Raw genomic sequence first — 18,154 nt, forward strand, 5'->3', positions numbered from 1 at the left:
CCGATTTTTCCACTGCGAAAACGGTCCTCGTCGTCCGCCGCGTCGGCGAGTACAATGCGGTGTTCTGACATCCCTCTGTTGTCCTCTAGGGCGAACCAAAACGATGGACCGCGATACGATCGACCGTGCCGAAACGATACGTCAACGTTTGACGCAGCTTCAGGACAGTCTTTGACTACGCCTCTAAAAAAGAGACGCTGACGGCGACCGAAGCGAAAATGGCTGCGCCCGACTTTTGGGATAATCAAGAGATCGCACAAACCGTCGTCGGCCAGTTGAAATCGCTGAAGTCGATCCTGGAACCGCTGGATGCATGCGCCGGCGCCGTGGGCGATCTTGACGCGATGCTTGAAATGGCGGAAGAGGATGACTCGTTCGACGCCGAAGCGAAAGCCGAAGTCGCACGACTCGAATCGGAGCTGGATCAGCTCGAGCTCAAGGCGCTGCTCAACGGTCAGCATGACGCCTGCGGCGCGCTGGTGTCGATTCATGCGCGGGATGGGGGAACGGACGCCAACGACTGGGCCGAGATGTTGTTGCGGATGTATTCGCACTGGGCCGCCGAGAACGACTATACCGTCGAATTGATCGACCGCGCCGACAACGAAGAAGCCGGCATCAACAGCGCCACGTTCGCGGTTCGCGGCGTCATGGCGTACGGCTACTTAAAAGGGGAGAGCGGAATGCATCGTCTGGTGCGGATCAGCCCGTTCAACTCAGAAGGGAAACGCCAAACCAGCTTTGCGGCGGTCGACGTATCTCCCGAAATCCCCGACAGTGAAGAAGTCGAGATCAATGAAGAAGATGTCCGTATCGACACCTACCGCGCCAGCGGCGCCGGTGGGCAACACGTCAACAAAACGGATAGCGCTATTCGATTGACGCATATCCCGACCGGTGTCGTCGTCCAGTGCCAGAACGAACGCAGCCAGCATAAAAACCGGGCTCAGGCGTGGAAAATGCTGCGTTCGCGAATTGCAAGAATTGAAGAAGAACGACGCGAAGCGGAAGAGGCAGCCCGTTACAAAACGCAAGCCAAGGTCGGCTTCGGTTCGCAAATCCGCAACTATTTCTTGCATCCCGATCAACGCGTAAAAGACGCGCGGACCGGGCACTATGTCGGCAGTTTTCATGCGGTGATGGATGGGGATATTCAAGGCTTTCTCGACGCTTACCTGCGCTGGCGCGTCGGCCAAGGGGATAAAGAAGGAAAATAGGAACGATCATGTCCAGTGAGAGTGACATTCAATTTGTCGACGCGATCGATTCGAACGGTCGCGGTCTCTTCGTCAGCTTTCCGCGCCGCGGCGATCGGTTTGGTCATGTCGTCTCGACCGTTGCAGGCGACGAAATCCTCCCTTGCCTGGTTTCGTTGGAAGGAGACGACGCCGAAGAGTGGCCCGATAGTCCGCCGATTCAGCAATTAAGCATCGAACAACGCTCGACTGGCGCAGTCGCGCTTGGCGTTGGACAGGCCGGCAAAAGCCACTGGTCGGTCACGGTTGAAACGTTCGCCGCAGAACGCCGTATCGAGTTTCACGTCGCTTGCCGGATGAAGATCCATCCTGCGCAGATCAGCAGTCGCTACGCCAGCTTGCTTGGCGATGCCGTCGAACCAAGTCACGTCGACGCCTACACATGGAGTTGGGCCGCAGGCGACATGCGACTTCTGGTGCGACAATCGCTGTTTGATCACTATCCAGCGCCAGAATTTCCGGCGAAGTCATCCGGCTTTGAAATCAACGCAGCTGTCGATCAAATGCCGTTTCCGAAGACGATCGAGTGGCGTTATTCTTTTCAACTCGCGTAAAGCGAGTAGTATCCACGCGATACGGTTAGATGACCCGAAAGCTCAAGTCCTCGCAGTTGCTGCTCCAGGTATTGAACGCGCTGCGCTTCGGCGGTGCGAGCCAACAGCTCTTCTTTTTTGATCGGCTTCGAGAGAAAGTCGTTTGCGCCGGCGTTCAAAGCGAGCTCTAGCGCACTCGAGCTTTGATGCGCCGAGACCATCATGATGAACGGCCGTCGATCTTGCTGAACGTACCGAATATGCCGGACGAAATCGACTCCCGCCGCGTCTGGTAATTCCCAATCGCAGAAGACGAGATCCGGTTCGAACTCGTCAAACAATATCAGCGCTTGCTTGCAGTTCTCCGCGGTGCGCGTTTCGAAGCCCGCATCGTTGAGAATTTCGGTCAGTAAAAATCGCATGAGACGATCGTCATCGACAATCATGATGCGTACGGGCAGTTTTGTAGTATCCAAGAAAATTACTCTCACTTGAGCGACACGTCAAAGTGCAGGATTACGGCGATCCAGCGATGCTGCCTCATCACAAGGAACCTGAAGATTTATAGGCCGATTTTCGAGAACGCGACGCTACTGATGGGGGGAAAGGAAAGCAGATTCTTAAAGAATCCGCCCTACTTCGAATTGTTTGTAACGGTCGTAGCGAAGGTACGGAATTACGCGTTTTTTTCGTTCAAACGACTCCACATTTCAAACAGACCTGAGAGTTATAGCGAGTATTCGGCCTATGCCTGCGACGCCTAGTCGGGACGTTCTGATCCGATCGGTTTGAGTGAATGCACGTGACGAAACAGGCCGATGCTTACGACCGCAGGGTCAATGCGTCGGCGGAGTCCGACGCGATACGGGCACTCCCCGAACGGAATCAAGATGGATCGCAGACACCCAATTTGGATGGGACCAACGGCATTCGCCGCCGCTACGCTCGCCGCGTTTGCGGGGTGCTCTGATGCGCCGGTCGCATCAACAACCGATCGACTTTCGCAAGAGAATGCGATCGAAACGCCGCGTCGATTTCAGTTGCCGGCCGACGTTCGTCCCGTGGCGCTCGAAATCTCGTCCACCGATCAGGAAACGATCGAGAATCCCTATTTGCTAACGCAGTTGCCAACTCCCTTCGCGTCGTCGGTGATTGGACTTCCTCCGCTGCCCGAAGCGGCCGATGTTGAGGAAGCCGCCGAGCCAGAGCCGGTTCCTGCGGCGCCTCGATATATGCCGCTGATCGAAGCGCAACCGCAGACCGCCCCCCGACCGGTCGCGATTCCGGAACCGCGTCTGGAAGAGCCGGAATCGTCGTTTTCGCTGGAAGAACCGCAAGTCTCCGGGCCATCTCTCGAAGCGCCGCATATGGGGCCGTCACAGATCGAAGGCTCGCGGTGGAGCCAAAATCCAGAGCCGACGCCGGCAGCACGGACGCCGGAACTCGCTCAGGAAGAACTGGAACTATTTCCGCTGCAGCCGGGAGTCCCCAGCCAACCGCAACCGCCGCACGAGATGCGCTCGCTCCCCGAAATGGCGAAGCCGCCGGAACTTTCGTCACAACCGCCGGTCTTCATGCCGCGTCTCGAAGCGAAGCCGGAAGCACAACCGCAGCATTTGCCCCCTCCGCCAGCGGCGCCGCTGGTGCAATCTGCGCCAGTTCTTTCAGAGCCGACTTCGTCGCCGCGGATCGCAATTCCGCCGCAGGCGTTTAATGAAGTTCCGCCGCCGCAACGCAACAACATGCTGGACCAACACGCGATGACCGCCGTTCGCGGTCGGGCCCAGTCGTTGGTCGAACATGGGTTTTCGCTCGCTCAACGCGGCGCCTTTTTCTCGGCCCGCGCCGAACTAATTCAAGCGCTCCGGCTGCTGACGCAAACGCTCGATACCGAACGGCATACGCATCAATACAGCGATGCGTTGGCGGAAGGATTGCTCGCGTTGGATGAAGCCAGCGACTTTGTGCCAGAGGGATCGCAGTTGGAAGCGAACATCAACTTGCCACTCTTGATTCAATCGCACCGGACGCCGATTCTAAAGAACGTCGACGCAACCCAACTCACGCCGTTGGTCGCCGCGCAGCAATACTTCTCCCATGCTCAAGATCGGCTGGCGCTGGCCTGTGGCGGCGTTCCCGAAGCGTCCGCCGCTTTATATGGACTGGCCAAGTTGCAGCCCTTTTTGAAATCGGGCAGCGGCGGTGACAAAGCGCTGATCGGCCCTCGCTCGATCGCGTTGCATCAATCGGCGTTCCTGGCCGATCCGCAAAATATCATGGCCGCCAACGAGTTGGGAGTGATGCTGGCCCGCTATGGTCAGTTGACCGACGCCAAACAGGTGTTTATCAGCGGTCTACGTCAACATTCGCTGGCGGAGACCTGGAACAATCTCGCCAAAGTGCATGAGATGCTTGGCGAACAAGATTTGGCGAAGCTGGCTCGTCAAGAAGCGCAATACGCCATCGCCAACGGCGGCGTCGCCCCGAAGAGCAACTTTGTCCGCTGGATTTCTCCCGAAGCGTTCGCTGCACAGCAACGCACCGACGCGACCGCGATCGGTCCGCAGCGTCCTGACGTCAGTCGCCAACCGCAACCTTCTCAGCAACGTTAAGTCGCACGGCATGAACCAAAATTTCGCTCAACAACCGTCACGTGCCGGCCGCTCGCTAGCCGCGATCGCCGGATTGCTGCTCCTTTCCGGTGGGCTGGGCCTTGCATTGACGCCTGGCGAAGACCGCGCCACGTCCGCGCCGCAAGCGATCGTCAAGCAAGTACAAGTCGCAAACCCCTCGTCCGATACGGCAAACGTTGGCGCTGCAATCGTGACTTGGGATCAATCGCTCGCACAAAATCAGGTGATGCTGTGCGCGGGACCTCCCAACTGCGCTCCTTGCCCTTCGCCGGCGCAACTGCAGAATAGCCCAGTCAAAGTCGGCGTCGACTCGGCTGATCCGGTTTGCGAAGGAGAACTGCATTGGAACGCGCGCCGCCCGATCCCTTGGCAAATCTTCGCTCAAGGCGAATACGTCGGCCCCGCCCGTTTGCAGCATGTCCCCGAGTACCGCTTGCGGGTCGATGACGAGTTGGAATTCGTCTATCGCTTAACTCGCAACGAGATGACGACCCCCTATCGCTTGAATGTCGGCGATCAGGTCCGCGTCGAATCGCTGACCGATCCCAATTTGAATCGCGATCTCGTGATTCAGCCCGATGGTTCGATCACCGTGCTGCTCTTGGGTCAGGTGCACGCCGCTCGCAAGACGGTCACCGAATTGACCGACATGCTCGATAAGGAGTACAAGCGTTACTACAAAGTGCCCGCGATTACGGTCACACCGCTCCAGGTAAACACCAAGCTGGAAGACTTGCGAGCTACCGTCGATAGCCGTGCAGGCCGCGGCGGTCAGTCACAGAGCGTCCGCGTGACTCCCGAAGGGACCATTCAACTGCCGGCGATCGAGTCGGTTCCCGCCCAAGGCTTGACCCTGGACGAGTTGAAACGGGAAGTCGACGAACGTTACGCCCAAGTGGTCGACGGGATCGGCGTGACGCCGATTCTGACCGCTCGGGCTCCTCGCTATCTTTATGTGTTGGGCGAAGTGAAGACGCCGGGCCGGTTTGAGCTGGTCGGTCCGACCACGGTCATGCAATCAATCGCTTTGGCCGGCGGTTGGAATGTGGGGGGCAATCTGCGAGAAGTGGTGATCTTCCGCCGAGCCGAGGATTGGCGCTTGGTCGCCACCAAGATCGATATCAAGGGCGCTTTATACGGGCAGCGTCCGATTCCGTCAGACGAGCTTTGGCTGCGAGACTCGGACATTGTTGTTGTTCCCAAACAGCCGATCCTGTGGGCGGACGAATTTATCGACCTGGTATTTACCCGTGGTATTTATGGAGTAGCTCCGTTTAGCGGGATCAGCGTCAATTTCGGGAACGCCTCGTCGTTCTAGACGCTACTCATCTTGGGGGCAAGAAAGTTCCTCCCCAGGTGAAACCAATTGACGCGAAGCCGGGTTTTACTGTACGACAAGCGAAGGTGACTTCGCTAGAGATACTGTACATCCATCCCCCTTCGCCGGCTCAAATTGATGAATCGTTGGACCTTTCTCTCGCTGATAATCCTTGCCATCTTCTTGGTTTCTCCTCTACAGGCTCGAGATTCGATCACAGAAAGAACGCCGATCGGCGGCGTCGTGGCCAATATGCAGCTGAAAGACTTCCGGGGCAAAGATTACGCTCTGGCTGACTTCAGCGAGAATCGAGTGGTCGTCCTGGCCTTTTTGGGGACGGAATGCCCGCTGGCCAAGCTGTATGGTCGACGTCTGCAAGAGTTGTCCGATGAGTTCGCCCCCAAGAAAGTGGCGATCATCGGCGTGATGTCAAACCAGCATGACGCAATCACTGAGATCGCCGCATTCGCGCGGTTACACAAAATCTCGTATCCGCTGCTAAAAGATGTCGGCAATCGACTAGCCGACGCCGCCGGCGCACAGCGCACGCCGGAAGTCGTGGTTCTAAACGCAGACCGTAAAATTGTCTATCGGGGACGAATCGACAACCAGTATCAAATCGGCGTTGTGCGCGACCGGGCCGACGAGCATGAACTGCGCGATGCGATCGAGGACGTCCTCGCCGGAAGGCCCGTGGCGACGCCGACAACCGAAACGTTTGGTTGTCATATCGGTCGCGTTCATCAGCCAGACCCCAACAGCGAAGTTACCTACCACAATCAGGTCTCGCGGATTCTGCAAAAGCGCTGCGTCAGCTGTCATCGCGAGGGAGAAATCGCTCCCTTTGCCCTCACTGAGTATGACGAAGTCGCCGGCTGGGCCGAGATGATCGCCGAGGTGGTCGAAGATAAACGGATGCCGCCCTGGCACGCCGCCCCCGAACATGGCAAGTTCAAAAACGCGCGGCCGATGCCGGCGAAAGAAAAAGAGTTACTGCTGCAATGGGTCGCCGCCGGAGCACCGGAAGGGAACAAGTCGCAAGCTCCCCCTGCGTTAAACTATTCGACCAACGGCTGGACCTTGCCGGCCGCGCCCGACCAAGTTATCAAAATCACCGAGAAACCGGTCAAAGTTCAAGCCAGCGGCGAAGTGAAGTACCAATACTACATTCACGACCCAGGTTTCACCGAAGACAAATGGCTGCAAGCGGCCGAATTGCGACCGGGCAATCGCATGGTCGTGCATCACATTTTGGCCTTCGCCGTCAATCCCGGAGAACGCGATCTGCGTGACGGAGGGATTCGCGGCTTCTTGGTGGGCTACGTTCCCGGCATGCGCGCCGAGCCCTTTCCGCCCGGCATGGCGAAGCGAATCCCGGCCGGATCGCGACTCGTGTTTCAAGTTCACTACACGCCGATCGGTAGCGAGCAGTTTGATCAAAGCGAATTAGGTCTGATCTTCGCCGACCCCAAGAAGATCGAGTACGAAGTCAAAACGACGAGCGCTGTCAATCGCTCGTTTCGCATTCCGGCTGGTGACGGCAACTACAAAGTCGAAGCCGACTCACCGCGGATTACCTCGGAAGGGGCTCAATTGCTGGGGATGATGCCGCATATGCATCTGCGCGGCAAAGCATTCCGCTACGAACTAAAGGGGGAAAAGAAAAACGAGATTCTCCTCGACGTCCCCGCCTATGACTTCAACTGGCAAACTTCGTATCGCCTGAAAGATCCCCGGCCGCTCGATGTCGGCAGCGTCCTCCATTGCGTCGCGCATTTCGACAACTCGAAGTGGAACCTGGCCAATCCGGATCCCACCGATACGGTGAAGTGGGGGGACCAGACCTGGGAAGAAATGATGATCGGCTACTTCGATGTCGCCCGTCCCTATGTTCCGCAGGACGAAGTGAAAGCAGATCCGCAGGATCTCGCACTGGTAGCGGCGAAACGTCTGATGGAGAAGTATGACGCTAACGGCGACGGCATCATATTACGCGATGAAGTCCCCGAGAAAGGACATCGCTACTTCGACTTCTTCGACAAAGATGGGGACAAGAAAGTAGTGGAAGCGGATATCGTGGCGCTGCTGCAGAAAATGCCGGCGCTGATGAACCTGCTGAAGTAGCATTTGTGCCGAGCGTCATCGCCGAAAGCTTTAACCGTCGCGGCGCAGATCGACCGTCGACGGCGCTTGACGACTAGCGTTCCACAGCTTCCATTGCGCTTCGTCGTAGCCAAAATTGGCGGTCAACTCCTTCTCTTGAAGCGTCTCGACCAGCGCTCGCAGCACCGCCTCGTTTCGCATCTCTTGCGTGACGATCTGGGGTTTGGCGCCGCCGAAAGAAAATCCGCCTGAACTGCCGCTGCCAAACGACGCGGAAGTTTCGCCTGGGTTTCCTTTCGTCACCTTAAACTGATGCGTCGTCACCAATGCGTCGATCAAAGAATCGATCGCGGCCGGATGCTTGAGCCGCGCCAAGACGGATGCGGCCCGATTCACCACGCGATTGTCTTTGCTATGCAACAGGGAGATCAGCTGAGCTGCGGCGATTTCGTGAGGACGACGCTCCAACACAATGATGGCGCGATCACGAATCGAAGCCGACGGATCGTCGAGTGCAACCTGGGTCAACGCGAGCGTTGACGCTCCGTTTTCGAGATTACCCAACGCGTCGATCAACAGCTCGCGCATTCCCTGGTACTTGTCATCTTTCAGCATGTCGATCAGCGGCTGGGTCGCCAGCGGGTCTTTGATCGCGGCGATTTCGGCTTGCACCTTGGCCGCTTTCTCTCCGCCGCGACGCATCTGCAGCAGATACGAGCGAAATTTGACGCGCCAATCATTGGCTCCATCTTCGTACTTTTCTGCTCGCTCACTCAACATGACATCTTGCGGGTACATCCATTTCCCGTTGCGACGAATCATCCCTTGATTTTGGTTCCATTGATTCGGAATGATCCACTCGCCGCGACGGAGAATATAGCCAAGTGCATGCCGAGCATCGGCATGATTGGGATCCATGGCCAAGATCTGCTGCAGGTGATGTTCACGCTGCACCGGCAAATCGTTGCTGGCGCACCACTGAACCATCTTCCAATTGCCTTCGACATCCGGAGGCATCTGCGGCAAAATCGCTTCGTAGTGACGCAGCTGCGGAGACTTCTCTATCACCTCAGCGACAAAGTCGGCCGGCAAGATCATGTCGCCGCTGCTCGTGCGAACATGCAACTCTTGCGGCGTTTCGGCCGCCGGCGTTAGCAATTCACCCTCGATGCGCCCGCCGGACTGAAGCACAAAAACATCCGCAACCGCCGGCGTCGCAAAACAAGTTGCGGCCAAAAAGAGCGCGGCGGTGGGGCGGCAGATCAACTTCACGTTGGGTCGTTGGTCGGAGGACAACGAGGAATACCGGTTCAGTTTAGGACGCCGGACAACGCCGTGCGCCATTTTTATCAACACCGAAACATGCAGAAAGATACGCCTTTAGTATAGGCGAGCGGGCCAGAGAGAGCCATTTCGAAGTCAGCGACTCCCCGCCAGAGGGGACAGGTTTCGCCAGATCGCACCGCTTATACCGAGGCTTCGCCGCGCGGCGCGAGCTGGAACGCGGCCAATATCTCATTGGGAATACGACGCGGGGTCCGTTTGATCATATCAATCAGCACCCACTTTGTTTCCGCTTTCGCCAGTTTCTTTCCATCGTCGACGCGACAGATTTCGTACTGCCGCAAGACCGACGCGGTGAAATAGTCCGACAACCAAGTCCGTACGACCAGTTCTTCCCCAGCGAAAGCCGGTGAGAGGTACTCGATCGCATGCGCACGAACCACCCAACCGCAACCAAGTTCGTCGTAGCGACGCTTGCCCCAGTTCTCAGCAACTGAGTGGGCGACCGCGGCGTCTTGCATCCACCGCAGGTAAACCAGGTTGTTGACGTGCCCTTGCATGTCGATATCGGCCTGCGCGACCGAGATCTCGTGTTCGTAAATTGCCGCCACTGGAGACCTCACGAAACCGTAATGCGCCGCGGCGTGAAAAAATTGCGTACGTCGACCACTTCCATCCCGGCCCGACGTCCCGCTTCGACTCCGAGGTCAGCATCTTCATAGACGCGGCAACGTTCAGGCTCGACCTTCAACTGCCGAGCCGCTTCGAGAAAGACGTCGGGATGCGGTTTGTGCCGCGCGGTGTCTTCCGAAGTGACGCAAGCGTCAAAGCAGCCGGTCAGTCCGATATGCGCCAAAATCAGATCGGCGACATACCGCATCGCGCCGGTCGCGACGGCCATCGGAATTCGTCCCCGATATTCGTGGACCAGTTCGACAACCGGCTCGATCGAGTTCACTTCGGCGATTTCTAGGAGAAAAGCTTCTTCCTTTTCAATCGCAACGGAGTGAGAATCGAGCACAATCCCCTTCTCTTCCGCCAGCAATTCAACGATCTTCTGACTAGGACACCCCCCCAGTGAATAGAAGCGATCCTCATCAAAGGAGATGCCGTATTTCGCCATGGTGGCGCGCCACGCAATGTAATGCGCGGGCATCGTATCGGCCAACGTTCCGTCGAGATCAAAAATCAGTGCGTCAAAAGGCATAGGCGGTAGATTCCTTACGGCTGAAGTAGTTCGTCCATTCTAGTTGGAAATCCTCGGTTTTCGTAGACCGCGAGATGCCGCCGAAATTCGTTGACCCGGGCCGCGGAAGACGCATAATGGATCTTCCCCCCCTTAATCCTCACTCGACGGAGTCGATTCATGTCCCGCCTGTGCTCCCTCCTTTTGATTTTCCTGTTGTTTTCCGCAGCGCATGCGGGGGACAATTGGCCGGAATTTCGCGGCCCGCAGGGAGATGGAGTCGCGGAGAGCGACAATCTTCCGGTCGATTTCAGCGAGCCCAAATTGCTAAAATGGAAGACTACGATCCATGATCGGGGTTGGTCTTCGCCGGTTGTCTGGGGAGATCGCATCTGGGTCACGACGGCGACCGAGGATGGCAAAGCACAATCGGTGCTCGCGCTGAACCGCCAAACCGGCGAAATCTTGCTGGATCGCGTCGTCTTCACCACGGAGAACCCGCAAGAGAAAGAAGTAAGCAACAGCTACGCATCCTGCACGCCGGCGATCGAAGAGGGACGCATCTATGTCCATTTCGGCAGCTTCGGCACCGCTTGTCTTGATAGCGAAACTGGCGCGACGATCTGGGAGCGTCGTGATCTTCCGTGCGACCATTGGCGCGGTCCTGGCTCGTCGCCGATCATCGATGAACACAATCTCTACGTCGCCTTCGACGGATATGATTTTCAATACGTGGTCGCACTCGACAAACAGACCGGCAAAACCGTTTGGAAGAAAGACCGCAACATTGACTACGGAACCGACAACGGCGACCGGAAAAAGGCGTACAGCACCGCTTGTCTGTTTGAACATGAAGGTCAGCGCCAACTGGTGATGCCCAGTGCGACCGACACCATTTGCTACAATCCGGAAACCGGCGATGAACTCTGGCGCGTGCGACACGGCGGTATGAACGCCGCTCCGCGGCCCCTCTTTAAGAATGGCCTGGTTTATATCACCGGCGGCGACCGCGATCGCAAGTTATTCGCGATGGATCCTTCCGCACGCGGCCAAGTTCCGGATGACGCAATCATGTGGGGCATGTCCAAAGGGGCCCCCTATCGTCCGTCACAGATCATCCTGGGAGACCGGATGTACATCATCGACGACAAAGGAATCGCGACCTGCGTTCATGCATTGACCGGCGAAAAAATCTGGCAGCAGCGGATCGGCGGTAACTATCGCGCTTCGCTCTTCGCCGCCGGCGGCAATCTCTACTGCTTTGACGAAAGCGGAAAGATCACCGTCTTCAAAGCAAGTGATGAGTTTGAACTGGTCGCCGAAAGCTCGCTGCCGGACGGTTTTCAAGCATCACCGGCCGCCGTCGGCGATTCGCTTTATCTGCGAACCGTAAAAGACTTATACTGCTTCGAAAAATAAGACTTCAGCAAGTCTCCGGCATAAAGGTCGGCATTACGATTCCGTCGATGATCGGCGCCTGATTCAACGACTGGGCCAGGTGAAGCTCACAGTTTCGCCCTCCCAGCGCGTACATGATCGCGACCAATTTTGGATTGTTGCTGGGAATCAGCGCGACCGGCGCTCGCCCAGGGTATAAACTCAACTCCGTCGCGATCAGCGCCGCGATCTCGGTCGAGCTTGTGCCGACGCCGGGCCCGATCATATTGCTTGCCGGATGCCCGATCGACGCCATGGCGCCGGTGATTTCGCCTTTCCGTTCGATCACCGAGCAATGCCAATAGCCGCGGGTATTCTCGATCATATAGCGCCAGTCTCTTTCGCGCGACGTTTGCCAAATCTCCTGCTCCAGCCGATCGATGTCGCGCACATCGTCTAACGTGGCCGGCCGCACGCGTTCGGTCGGCAAATCAATCAAGGGCAATCCCCCTTCCTCCGGAACGCGGAAGAACATGTCCTGGTAAACGGCGTAAGGATGAAAAAAACGACGGCTGTAGAGCGAGAACGAATCAAGATTCAGCGCGCTCGAAACCAGTCGCACCGGCAGATCACGGTCTTCGGCTATTCCGACAATGTCATCCAGCAGCGCACTGGCGATGCCGGCGCCGGCGAACTGACTCGACGCGTTCATAATCCCCAGCGAGATATGCGTCTTGCGCGGATGATAGAAACATGAGCCGATCAAACTGCCGTCCGCTTCGCTTTGGGCGACCAGACAACAGCCCGGATCAAGATCTTCATACACTTCAGGAAACAGCCGGCAATCCTCGGCTGGCCCCAGAAAGATCTTTTCACGGCCGTGCGACTCGTACCACATGTTGGTCGAAGAGTGGATCAGCGAAGCAAGCGCGGCCGCATCTTCCGGCTTGGCGGTGTGAATCTTGAACATAACGACTCCGACGGAAACGATTTACTCTCTCTAGTTTCCTTTGCCGCAGGGGGCGAAGTCAACTCTGACGCGGCAATACTGACTGGCGCTTTGATTTCCGTATTTCCGCAACTTTTGACATCACGCATGCAAATGCATAATTACTGCATCTGCATTGCATATCGCTAGTTCTCGAATTACATTGCATGAGGCCTCCGCTTCTCTTCCGTCGGAATACAAAATCATGCGACTCAGAAAAATCATCGAGCGGCGACGTTTGTCCCGGGGATTTACTCTGGTTGAATTGCTGGTCGTCATCGCGATCATTGGCGCTCTCGTTGCGCTGCTGATCCCTGCCGTTCAGCAAGCTCGCGAGGCTTCGCGACGAGCGCAATGCCAAAACAATTTGCGACAGATCGGCCTCGCCGCGCATCTGTTTCACGATGTGGAAAATCGACTGCCGCCCGGTTGGATCGGCGTGACCGTCACCGGCGAGGATGAAGTATTTGGGCTGACCGGCTGGAGTTGGAGCGCCCACTTGCTTTCTCAACTAGAGCAGGAAGCGATCGCCGATCGTGTGGCGCTCGACTGGCCGATGTTGCACGAAATTAATGACGCGAGTCGTCAACAGCACGTGTCCACTTTTTCCTGTCCCAGCGACCCTTCGCAGGAAGATTTAAGTTTCGAGTCTTCTGGCGACGTCTTACTAACGCTTCCGGCGTCCCACTATGTAGCCAACTTTGGCCCGACGCCGCTATCGGTCTCCCAGAATTACTCGGGAACGAAACGCCGTTTTTCTGGAGAGCCGTTTCGCGGTCCATTTCATCACAACAGCGAAACGAAGATGCGTGACTTTCTCCGCGGGACCAGCCATACCATTCTGTCCGGCGAGCGCCGCTCCAATCGAACGTCTGGCTCGGCTCGCGCCACATGGACTGGAATTGGGTTTGGTCATGCGGAATATCTTTCTCACGCCGTCGGCAGTTCTCACCAGCCGATCAACGACGCTGATGACTCCGCCTTTTCCAGTAGTCACATCCTTGGCTCGTTTTTCCTTTTTGCGGATGGACATGTCGCGTTTTGGTCACAGCAGAGCGAGCATCTGTTGTTCGCGGAAATGACCATGTTGGACCCAAGCGACGATCGGCTCCCCATCTTGCTGGCTGGCGACGGAAGTGAATTGGGAGAAATGCCCACGGATTCAGACAACGATGACGGCGATTCCGGATATTTTCCAAGCGGTGGCGACGGAGGAGGTGGGGGAGGCATTTGTCCGATTTGTCTCCGTCCGAGCGAAAAACCGTGGCCTCATATTCCGGGAGAGGATGACCACGTCCCAGTAAGTCGGCCGATTCCCATTCGTTAACGACAACCGTCGGTCGATATTTTCGCGGCGATTTCGTTAGAATCGAATCAAGCAATCTGCGTAACCGCCATGCCGATCCTTGCATCCAAGCCAAGGATCGGCTCGCTCAAAGATTCTCGCGAAAGGATGTCATGCGCCGCACGAAACACGCCCTCCTCCTGCTGTTGTTCGTTCCCTCTCTAGCTTGGGGACAAGACTCTGGGATTGATCCGGCGGCGCTCGATGGACGAGACGGGCGCAATCTGGCGCTCGATCAGTTCTTTCCTGTCCCCAAGTTAAAAGTCGCGGAAACCAACCTAGAGCAGGCGAAATTTCCCGTGATCGACGCGCATACGCACTTTCGCTATCGCTTGCGTAGTTCGCCTGAGCAACTCGATGATTTTGTCGCCGTGATGAACAAGCAACAGATCGCCATCTGCGTCAGTCTGGATGGACGGCTAGGAGACGAATTTGACGAACATGCCGCCTACCTTTGGACCAAATATCCCAATCGTTTTTTGATCTACGCGAACATCGATTGGCAAGGCGACGGCGATCCCGAGAAACCGGAAACCTGGGACTGCCAACGCCCCGACTTTGGTCGACGCATGTCGCTGGCCCTGGCCGATGTGAAGAAGAAAGGCGCCAGCGGCTTGAAGATCTTCAAGCAGTTTGGCCTTGGTTACAAAGACGCCGACGGTTCGCTGCTGAAAATCGATGATCCGCGCTGGGATCCGATTTGGCAGGCATGCGGCGAACTTGGCTTACCGGTCATCATGCACACGGCGGATCCCGTCGCTTTCTTTGATCCGATCGACGAAACGAATGAACGATGGGAAGAACTGCATCGACATCCCGATTGGCATTTTCCGTCTGATAAGTTTCCCAGTCGCGAAGCTCTGCTAGCGGCCCGCAACCGCGTGATCGCGCGGCATCCCCAGACCACTTTCATTGGCGCCCACTTCGCCAACAACTCCGAAGATTTGACGACGGTCGCCCAATGGTTAGAAGAGTATCCCAATCTCTACATCGAACCGGCCTCTCGCATCAGCGAGCTAGGACGTCAACCTTACACGTCACGCGCCTTCTTTGTGAAACACGCCGATCGCATCCTGTTTGGCACCGATGGCCCTTGGCCCGAATTGCGACTGACTTACTATTGGCGTTTTTTGGAAACCTACGACGAGTACATTCCCTATTCCGAAAAACCATTCCCGCCGCAAGGCTTTTGGCGGATCTATGGAATCGGCCTGCCTGACGACGTGCTGAAAAAAGTCTATTACGAAAACGCGTGCAAGCTAATACCACACGCCCAAGAGAAGCTCAACCACTGGCGCAAAGCCGTAGAGCAGGCCGTGCCTGCCGAATAAACTCAACGGATCGCCGGCAGGCACGATCTGCCCTACTTTGTATCAGAGTAAGTGGCGCGCTTTGATTTCTAGATACTGGTTGACCAGGTTGGCGGTCAGATCCTCTGGAAAAACGTCCATCGCCATCACGCCGCGATGGGCCAGGTCGGTCAACACTTGATGTCGCCAAGTCAATATCTCGGCCGCGGCGGCCGCTTCAAATAGGCTGCGTCCATACAACTTCTCGGTATCGGCCGCGTCAAAGATTCGGTGATCGCGGAGGAGAATTCCGAGCGGCAAGTGTCGGCCGACAATCGTTCCTAAATATTGTTCGACCTGATGCGCGTTCACCTCGTCGATGACGTTAGAAATCATCACGATCAGCGAACGCTTCTGGCAATGGGCTCGCAGATACATGAACGCCGAATCGTAACGCGATTCGACCAATTGCGGAAAGCGATCGTACGATGCATGCAGCAGGTGATTCATCTGGTTCGATCCGCTGCGCGGTGGGACGTATGAGAGCACTTCGTTCGAGAAGCAGATCGCGCCGACCGAATCTCCTTGCCGCAGCGCCACATAGCTCATCATCAACATCGCGTTCAACGAATGATCAAGCAGGCTGATGCCGTCTACCTCGTTGGTCATCATGCGCCCGCAGTCGATCAAAAAAATGATCCGCTGCGACTGGCTGCTCTGAAATTCACGAACCGTCAGTCGGCGTCGTCTAGCGGTGGAACGCCAATCGATATGCTTATAGTTGTCATCCAGCGTGTAATCGCGGAGCCGCTCAAAATCGTGATCTTGTCCTACTTTACGCGTGCGGCGAACGCCCATGAGACTTAGCCGATTGGTGCGGGCCAGAATCGCGTATTCCGACAGTTGCTTCATATCAGGATAAACTTTGACGACCGATTCGACCGGAATCCGCACGAACTTGCGCCAAAAACCAAAGGAACTTTCGACCTGTAGGTAGACGTAATTCAACGTGAATGCGCCGCGCCGATTCGGCTCAAATTCGTAGTGCACCGTCGCGCGACTGCGTGGTCCCAGTTCGACTTGAAACTCTTCCGGCGTTGCCGAAAACTCTTGCGGAAGATCGTCTCGAATCGCTACCTTCAATCGCCGGGCGCCACTGTTCTCGATCAACAAGGTCACGCGATGCTTCTTTTGCAGCGAGGCGATGCGCAACGTCTCGCGTTCCGCCGCCAGACGCTTCGCACGGGGAAGCGTACGAAAGTCAATCGCCAAGAACAGCAGGATCGCAGCGTCGATCACCAGCACGTAAGTAAGAACTTCGCTGCTCATCAATACGCCGATCGAGATCAACAGCGGCAGCGCAAACAAACAAGCGGCCCAGCGCGTTGGATAGACGCTCCAGATGTAGGCGTAGATCAAAAACGGCGCCGCGATCAAGACGAACATCAACAGCGGCAATGCCGTCAGATCTTCAGCGCCCAGTCCCAAACTGGTGAAGATCCGCTGCATCACATTTTGACCGCCGGACGTCTGCGCCAACATGGTTAACGCCAGATCGGATTGCATCAGCTGGGTCACATAATTCACAGACGCGGAACCTCCACGGTGCGAATCAGCTCGGTCAACAGATCGTCGACGTCGTGCCCTTCGACTTCCGCTTCGGCCGACAAAATCACACGATGCCGGAGCGTAGGAATCGCGATCTGCACCACATCGTCCGGGACTGCGTAGTTGCGCCCGCTGAACGCCGCCAATGTTCGCGCCCCTTGCATCAACGTAATCCCCGCACGGGTGGAAGCTCCCATGTGGAACTGCGGCCATTCCCGCGTCAGGCGAACGATCTTGTTGATGTAGTCGATCAATTTGTCGTCGACGATCACGTTGCTATTGAGTTGCGTGATTTCCAAAATCTCTTGCGGCGAAGTGACGACTTCCAGTTCTTCTTCCAGGCGACGGTTGATGTCAACTTGCCGACTATGCATCCGCAAGATTTCGGCTTCTTCTTCAAGCGCGGGATAATTTAAATTCAGCTTGAACATAAACCGGTCGAGTTGCGCCTCAGGCAGGTTGTACGTCCCTTCCGATTCGATCGGGTTTTGCGTCGCCAGCACCAAAAAAGGGCGCTCAATCTTGTGACTTGTTCCATCAATCGTCACGCGAAACTCTTGCATGATCTCTAAGAGCGCCGCATGCGTTTTGGCGGGAGAACGATTGATCTCGTCCGCCAGCAGCAACTGCGTAAAGATCGGCCCAGGGCGAAAACGAAACTCGTTCGTCTTCATATCGAAGATCGGCGCGCCGGTAATGTCTGAAGGCATCAAGTCGGCGGTAAACTGCACGCGACCAAACTGACATCCCAACACGCGCCCGAGCGTTCGCACAAACAACGTCTTGCCCAGTCCCGGCGCGCTTTCGATCAACACATGCCCGCTGGAAAAGAGCGCGGTCAACGTTCCCAAAACAAGCTCGTCTTGGCCCACGTAGATTTTGCTGATTTCCTGGGTGATCTTTTTAAACAGTTGTCGCGTTCGCGTATCGCTTCCTTCTTCGGCATGATGACCTTCGATAGTCGAACGGAATGCGCCGACCTGCGTCGGCGGCGGCGGCGAAGCGGAAACATGCGAAGCCGCTGGAGCCGGAAATTTCGGTTCTTCAGCGGCGCCATTTGCGGAGTTATCGTCAGGGATCACTTGCACCGAACCGCAGTCAGGGCACTTCGCTTTTTTTCCGGCAGCCGAACGCGGGACGCGCAGCGACTTCTGGCAAGCGGAACAAGCGAACTCGATCGTATCAGAGGTTGGCGAACTCATCGTTGCGAATCAGGCTCCCAGGAGGGGACAAA

At 56.5% G+C, this 18,154-nt stretch carries 15 protein-coding genes; 8 read left to right on the forward strand and 7 right to left on the reverse strand.

The annotated features are described in order from the left end of the window. Nucleotides 1-103 precede the first annotated feature (103 nt). Nucleotides 104-1,217 (forward strand): peptide chain release factor 2 gene (gene prfB, locus M4951_RS17800; RefSeq protein ID WP_410050400.1). Its coding sequence is split into 2 segments (ribosomal slippage): nucleotides 104-172 and nucleotides 174-1,217, totalling 1,113 coding nucleotides; the frame shifts between segments, so codons are not numbered across the junction. Nucleotides 1,218-1,225: 8 nt separating this feature from the next. Next, the gene (locus tag M4951_RS17805; protein WP_262022982.1) at nucleotides 1,226-1,810 is read left to right on the forward strand and encodes a hypothetical protein; all 585 of its coding nucleotides are present in this window, start codon (nucleotides 1,226-1,228) and stop codon (nucleotides 1,808-1,810) included. On the opposite strand, the gene M4951_RS17810 is transcribed toward M4951_RS17805, so the two are convergent. Further along, the gene (locus tag M4951_RS17810; protein WP_262022983.1) at nucleotides 1,798-2,265 is read right to left on the reverse strand and encodes a PleD family two-component system response regulator; all 468 of its coding nucleotides are present in this window, start codon (nucleotides 2,263-2,265) and stop codon (nucleotides 1,798-1,800) included. The two genes, M4951_RS17805 and M4951_RS17810, sit on opposite strands and share 13 nt — an antisense overlap. Before the next feature lie 414 nt (nucleotides 2,266-2,679). Here M4951_RS17810 and M4951_RS17815 point away from each other — a divergent pair, with 414 nt between their 5' ends. The 3 genes from M4951_RS17815 to M4951_RS17825 all read left to right on the forward strand — a co-directional run bounded on the left by M4951_RS17815 (nucleotide 2,680) and on the right by M4951_RS17825 (nucleotide 7,864). Then, entirely contained in the window at nucleotides 2,680-4,401 is a 1,722-nt protein-coding gene (locus M4951_RS17815; protein WP_262022984.1) for a tetratricopeptide repeat protein, read from the forward strand. A 10-nt stretch (nucleotides 4,402-4,411) separates the two neighbouring features. Continuing rightward, a complete protein-coding gene (locus tag M4951_RS17820; RefSeq protein WP_262022985.1) occupies nucleotides 4,412-5,740 on the forward strand; it encodes a polysaccharide biosynthesis/export family protein in 1,329 nt (442 codons plus the stop codon). Between the two features lie 138 nt (nucleotides 5,741-5,878). After that, nucleotides 5,879-7,864, forward strand: a complete 1,986-nt coding sequence (locus M4951_RS17825) for a redoxin domain-containing protein (protein ID WP_262022986.1) — start codon at nucleotides 5,879-5,881, stop codon at nucleotides 7,862-7,864. A 30-nt stretch (nucleotides 7,865-7,894) separates the two neighbouring features. Here the strand turns inward: M4951_RS17825 and M4951_RS17830 are convergent, their stop codons facing one another. From M4951_RS17830 to M4951_RS17840, 3 genes are all read right to left on the reverse strand, one after another. Beyond that, nucleotides 7,895-9,115, reverse strand: a complete 1,221-nt coding sequence (locus M4951_RS17830) for a HEAT repeat domain-containing protein (protein WP_262022987.1) — start codon at nucleotides 9,113-9,115, stop codon at nucleotides 7,895-7,897. Between the two features lie 194 nt (nucleotides 9,116-9,309). Beyond that, a complete protein-coding gene (locus tag M4951_RS17835) occupies nucleotides 9,310-9,738 on the reverse strand; it encodes an acyl-CoA thioesterase (protein WP_262022988.1) in 429 nt (142 codons plus the stop codon). Between the two features lie 8 nt (nucleotides 9,739-9,746). Beyond that, nucleotides 9,747-10,334, reverse strand: coding sequence for an HAD family hydrolase (locus tag M4951_RS17840; protein WP_262022989.1), 588 nt, complete (start codon nucleotides 10,332-10,334; stop codon nucleotides 9,747-9,749). A gap of 159 nt (nucleotides 10,335-10,493) precedes the next feature. On the opposite strand from M4951_RS17840, the gene M4951_RS17845 reads away from it, so the two are divergent. Beyond that, complete coding sequence (locus M4951_RS17845) at nucleotides 10,494-11,732, forward strand: PQQ-binding-like beta-propeller repeat protein (protein WP_262022990.1); 1,239 nt, start codon at nucleotides 10,494-10,496, stop codon at nucleotides 11,730-11,732. A gap of 4 nt (nucleotides 11,733-11,736) precedes the next feature. Here the strand turns inward: M4951_RS17845 and M4951_RS17850 are convergent, their stop codons facing one another. Continuing rightward, the gene (locus M4951_RS17850) at nucleotides 11,737-12,660 is read right to left on the reverse strand and encodes a GNAT family N-acetyltransferase (RefSeq protein ID WP_262022991.1); all 924 of its coding nucleotides are present in this window, start codon (nucleotides 12,658-12,660) and stop codon (nucleotides 11,737-11,739) included. Nucleotides 12,661-12,883: 223 nt separating this feature from the next. On the opposite strand from M4951_RS17850, the gene M4951_RS17855 reads away from it, so the two are divergent. Together M4951_RS17855 and M4951_RS17860 are read left to right on the forward strand one after the other, a co-directional pair. Continuing rightward, nucleotides 12,884-14,005 carry a DUF1559 domain-containing protein gene (locus M4951_RS17855; protein WP_262022992.1) on the forward strand — a complete coding sequence of 374 codons (1,122 nt, stop codon included), beginning with the start codon at nucleotides 12,884-12,886 and terminating at the stop codon, nucleotides 14,003-14,005. Between the two features lie 131 nt (nucleotides 14,006-14,136). After that, nucleotides 14,137-15,354: an amidohydrolase family protein gene (locus M4951_RS17860; RefSeq protein WP_410050401.1), complete on the forward strand. Its 1,218-nt coding sequence runs from the start codon at nucleotides 14,137-14,139 to the stop codon at nucleotides 15,352-15,354. A 42-nt stretch (nucleotides 15,355-15,396) separates the two neighbouring features. Here the strand turns inward: M4951_RS17860 and M4951_RS17865 are convergent, their stop codons facing one another. Both M4951_RS17865 and M4951_RS17870 read right to left on the reverse strand, forming a co-directional pair. Further along, nucleotides 15,397-16,899: a DUF58 domain-containing protein gene (locus M4951_RS17865; RefSeq protein WP_262022993.1), complete on the reverse strand. Its 1,503-nt coding sequence runs from the start codon at nucleotides 16,897-16,899 to the stop codon at nucleotides 15,397-15,399. Continuing rightward, a complete protein-coding gene (locus M4951_RS17870; RefSeq protein WP_262022994.1) occupies nucleotides 16,896-18,122 on the reverse strand; it encodes an AAA family ATPase in 1,227 nt (408 codons plus the stop codon). Before M4951_RS17870 ends, M4951_RS17865 begins: the two co-directional genes overlap by 4 nt. Between the last annotated feature and the right edge of the window lie 32 nt (nucleotides 18,123-18,154).

This window comes from Blastopirellula sp. J2-11 (assembly GCF_024584705.1).
Lineage (GTDB): Bacteria > Planctomycetota > Planctomycetia > Pirellulales > Pirellulaceae > Blastopirellula.

Bases quoted from the DNA above. Each gene is read 5' to 3' on its own strand.
- M4951_RS17855 (WP_262022992.1), top strand. From the start codon at position 12,884: ATGCGACTCAGAAAAATCATCGAGCGGCGACGTTTGTCCCGGGGATTT.
- M4951_RS17805 (WP_262022982.1), top strand. From the start codon at position 1,226: ATGTCCAGTGAGAGTGACATTCAATTTGTCGACGCGATCGATTCGAAC.
- M4951_RS17845 (WP_262022990.1), top strand. From the start codon at position 10,494: ATGTCCCGCCTGTGCTCCCTCCTTTTGATTTTCCTGTTGTTTTCCGCA.
- M4951_RS17860 (WP_410050401.1), top strand. From the start codon at position 14,137: ATGCGCCGCACGAAACACGCCCTCCTCCTGCTGTTGTTCGTTCCCTCT.
- M4951_RS17815 (WP_262022984.1), top strand. From the start codon at position 2,680: ATGGATCGCAGACACCCAATTTGGATGGGACCAACGGCATTCGCCGCC.
- M4951_RS17850 (WP_262022991.1), bottom strand. From the start codon at position 12,660: ATGTTCAAGATTCACACCGCCAAGCCGGAAGATGCGGCCGCGCTTGCT.
- M4951_RS17870 (WP_262022994.1), bottom strand. From the start codon at position 18,122: ATGAGTTCGCCAACCTCTGATACGATCGAGTTCGCTTGTTCCGCTTGC.
- M4951_RS17825 (WP_262022986.1), top strand. From the start codon at position 5,879: ATGAATCGTTGGACCTTTCTCTCGCTGATAATCCTTGCCATCTTCTTG.
- M4951_RS17820 (WP_262022985.1), top strand. From the start codon at position 4,412: ATGAACCAAAATTTCGCTCAACAACCGTCACGTGCCGGCCGCTCGCTA.
- M4951_RS17840 (WP_262022989.1), bottom strand. From the start codon at position 10,334: ATGCCTTTTGACGCACTGATTTTTGATCTCGACGGAACGTTGGCCGAT.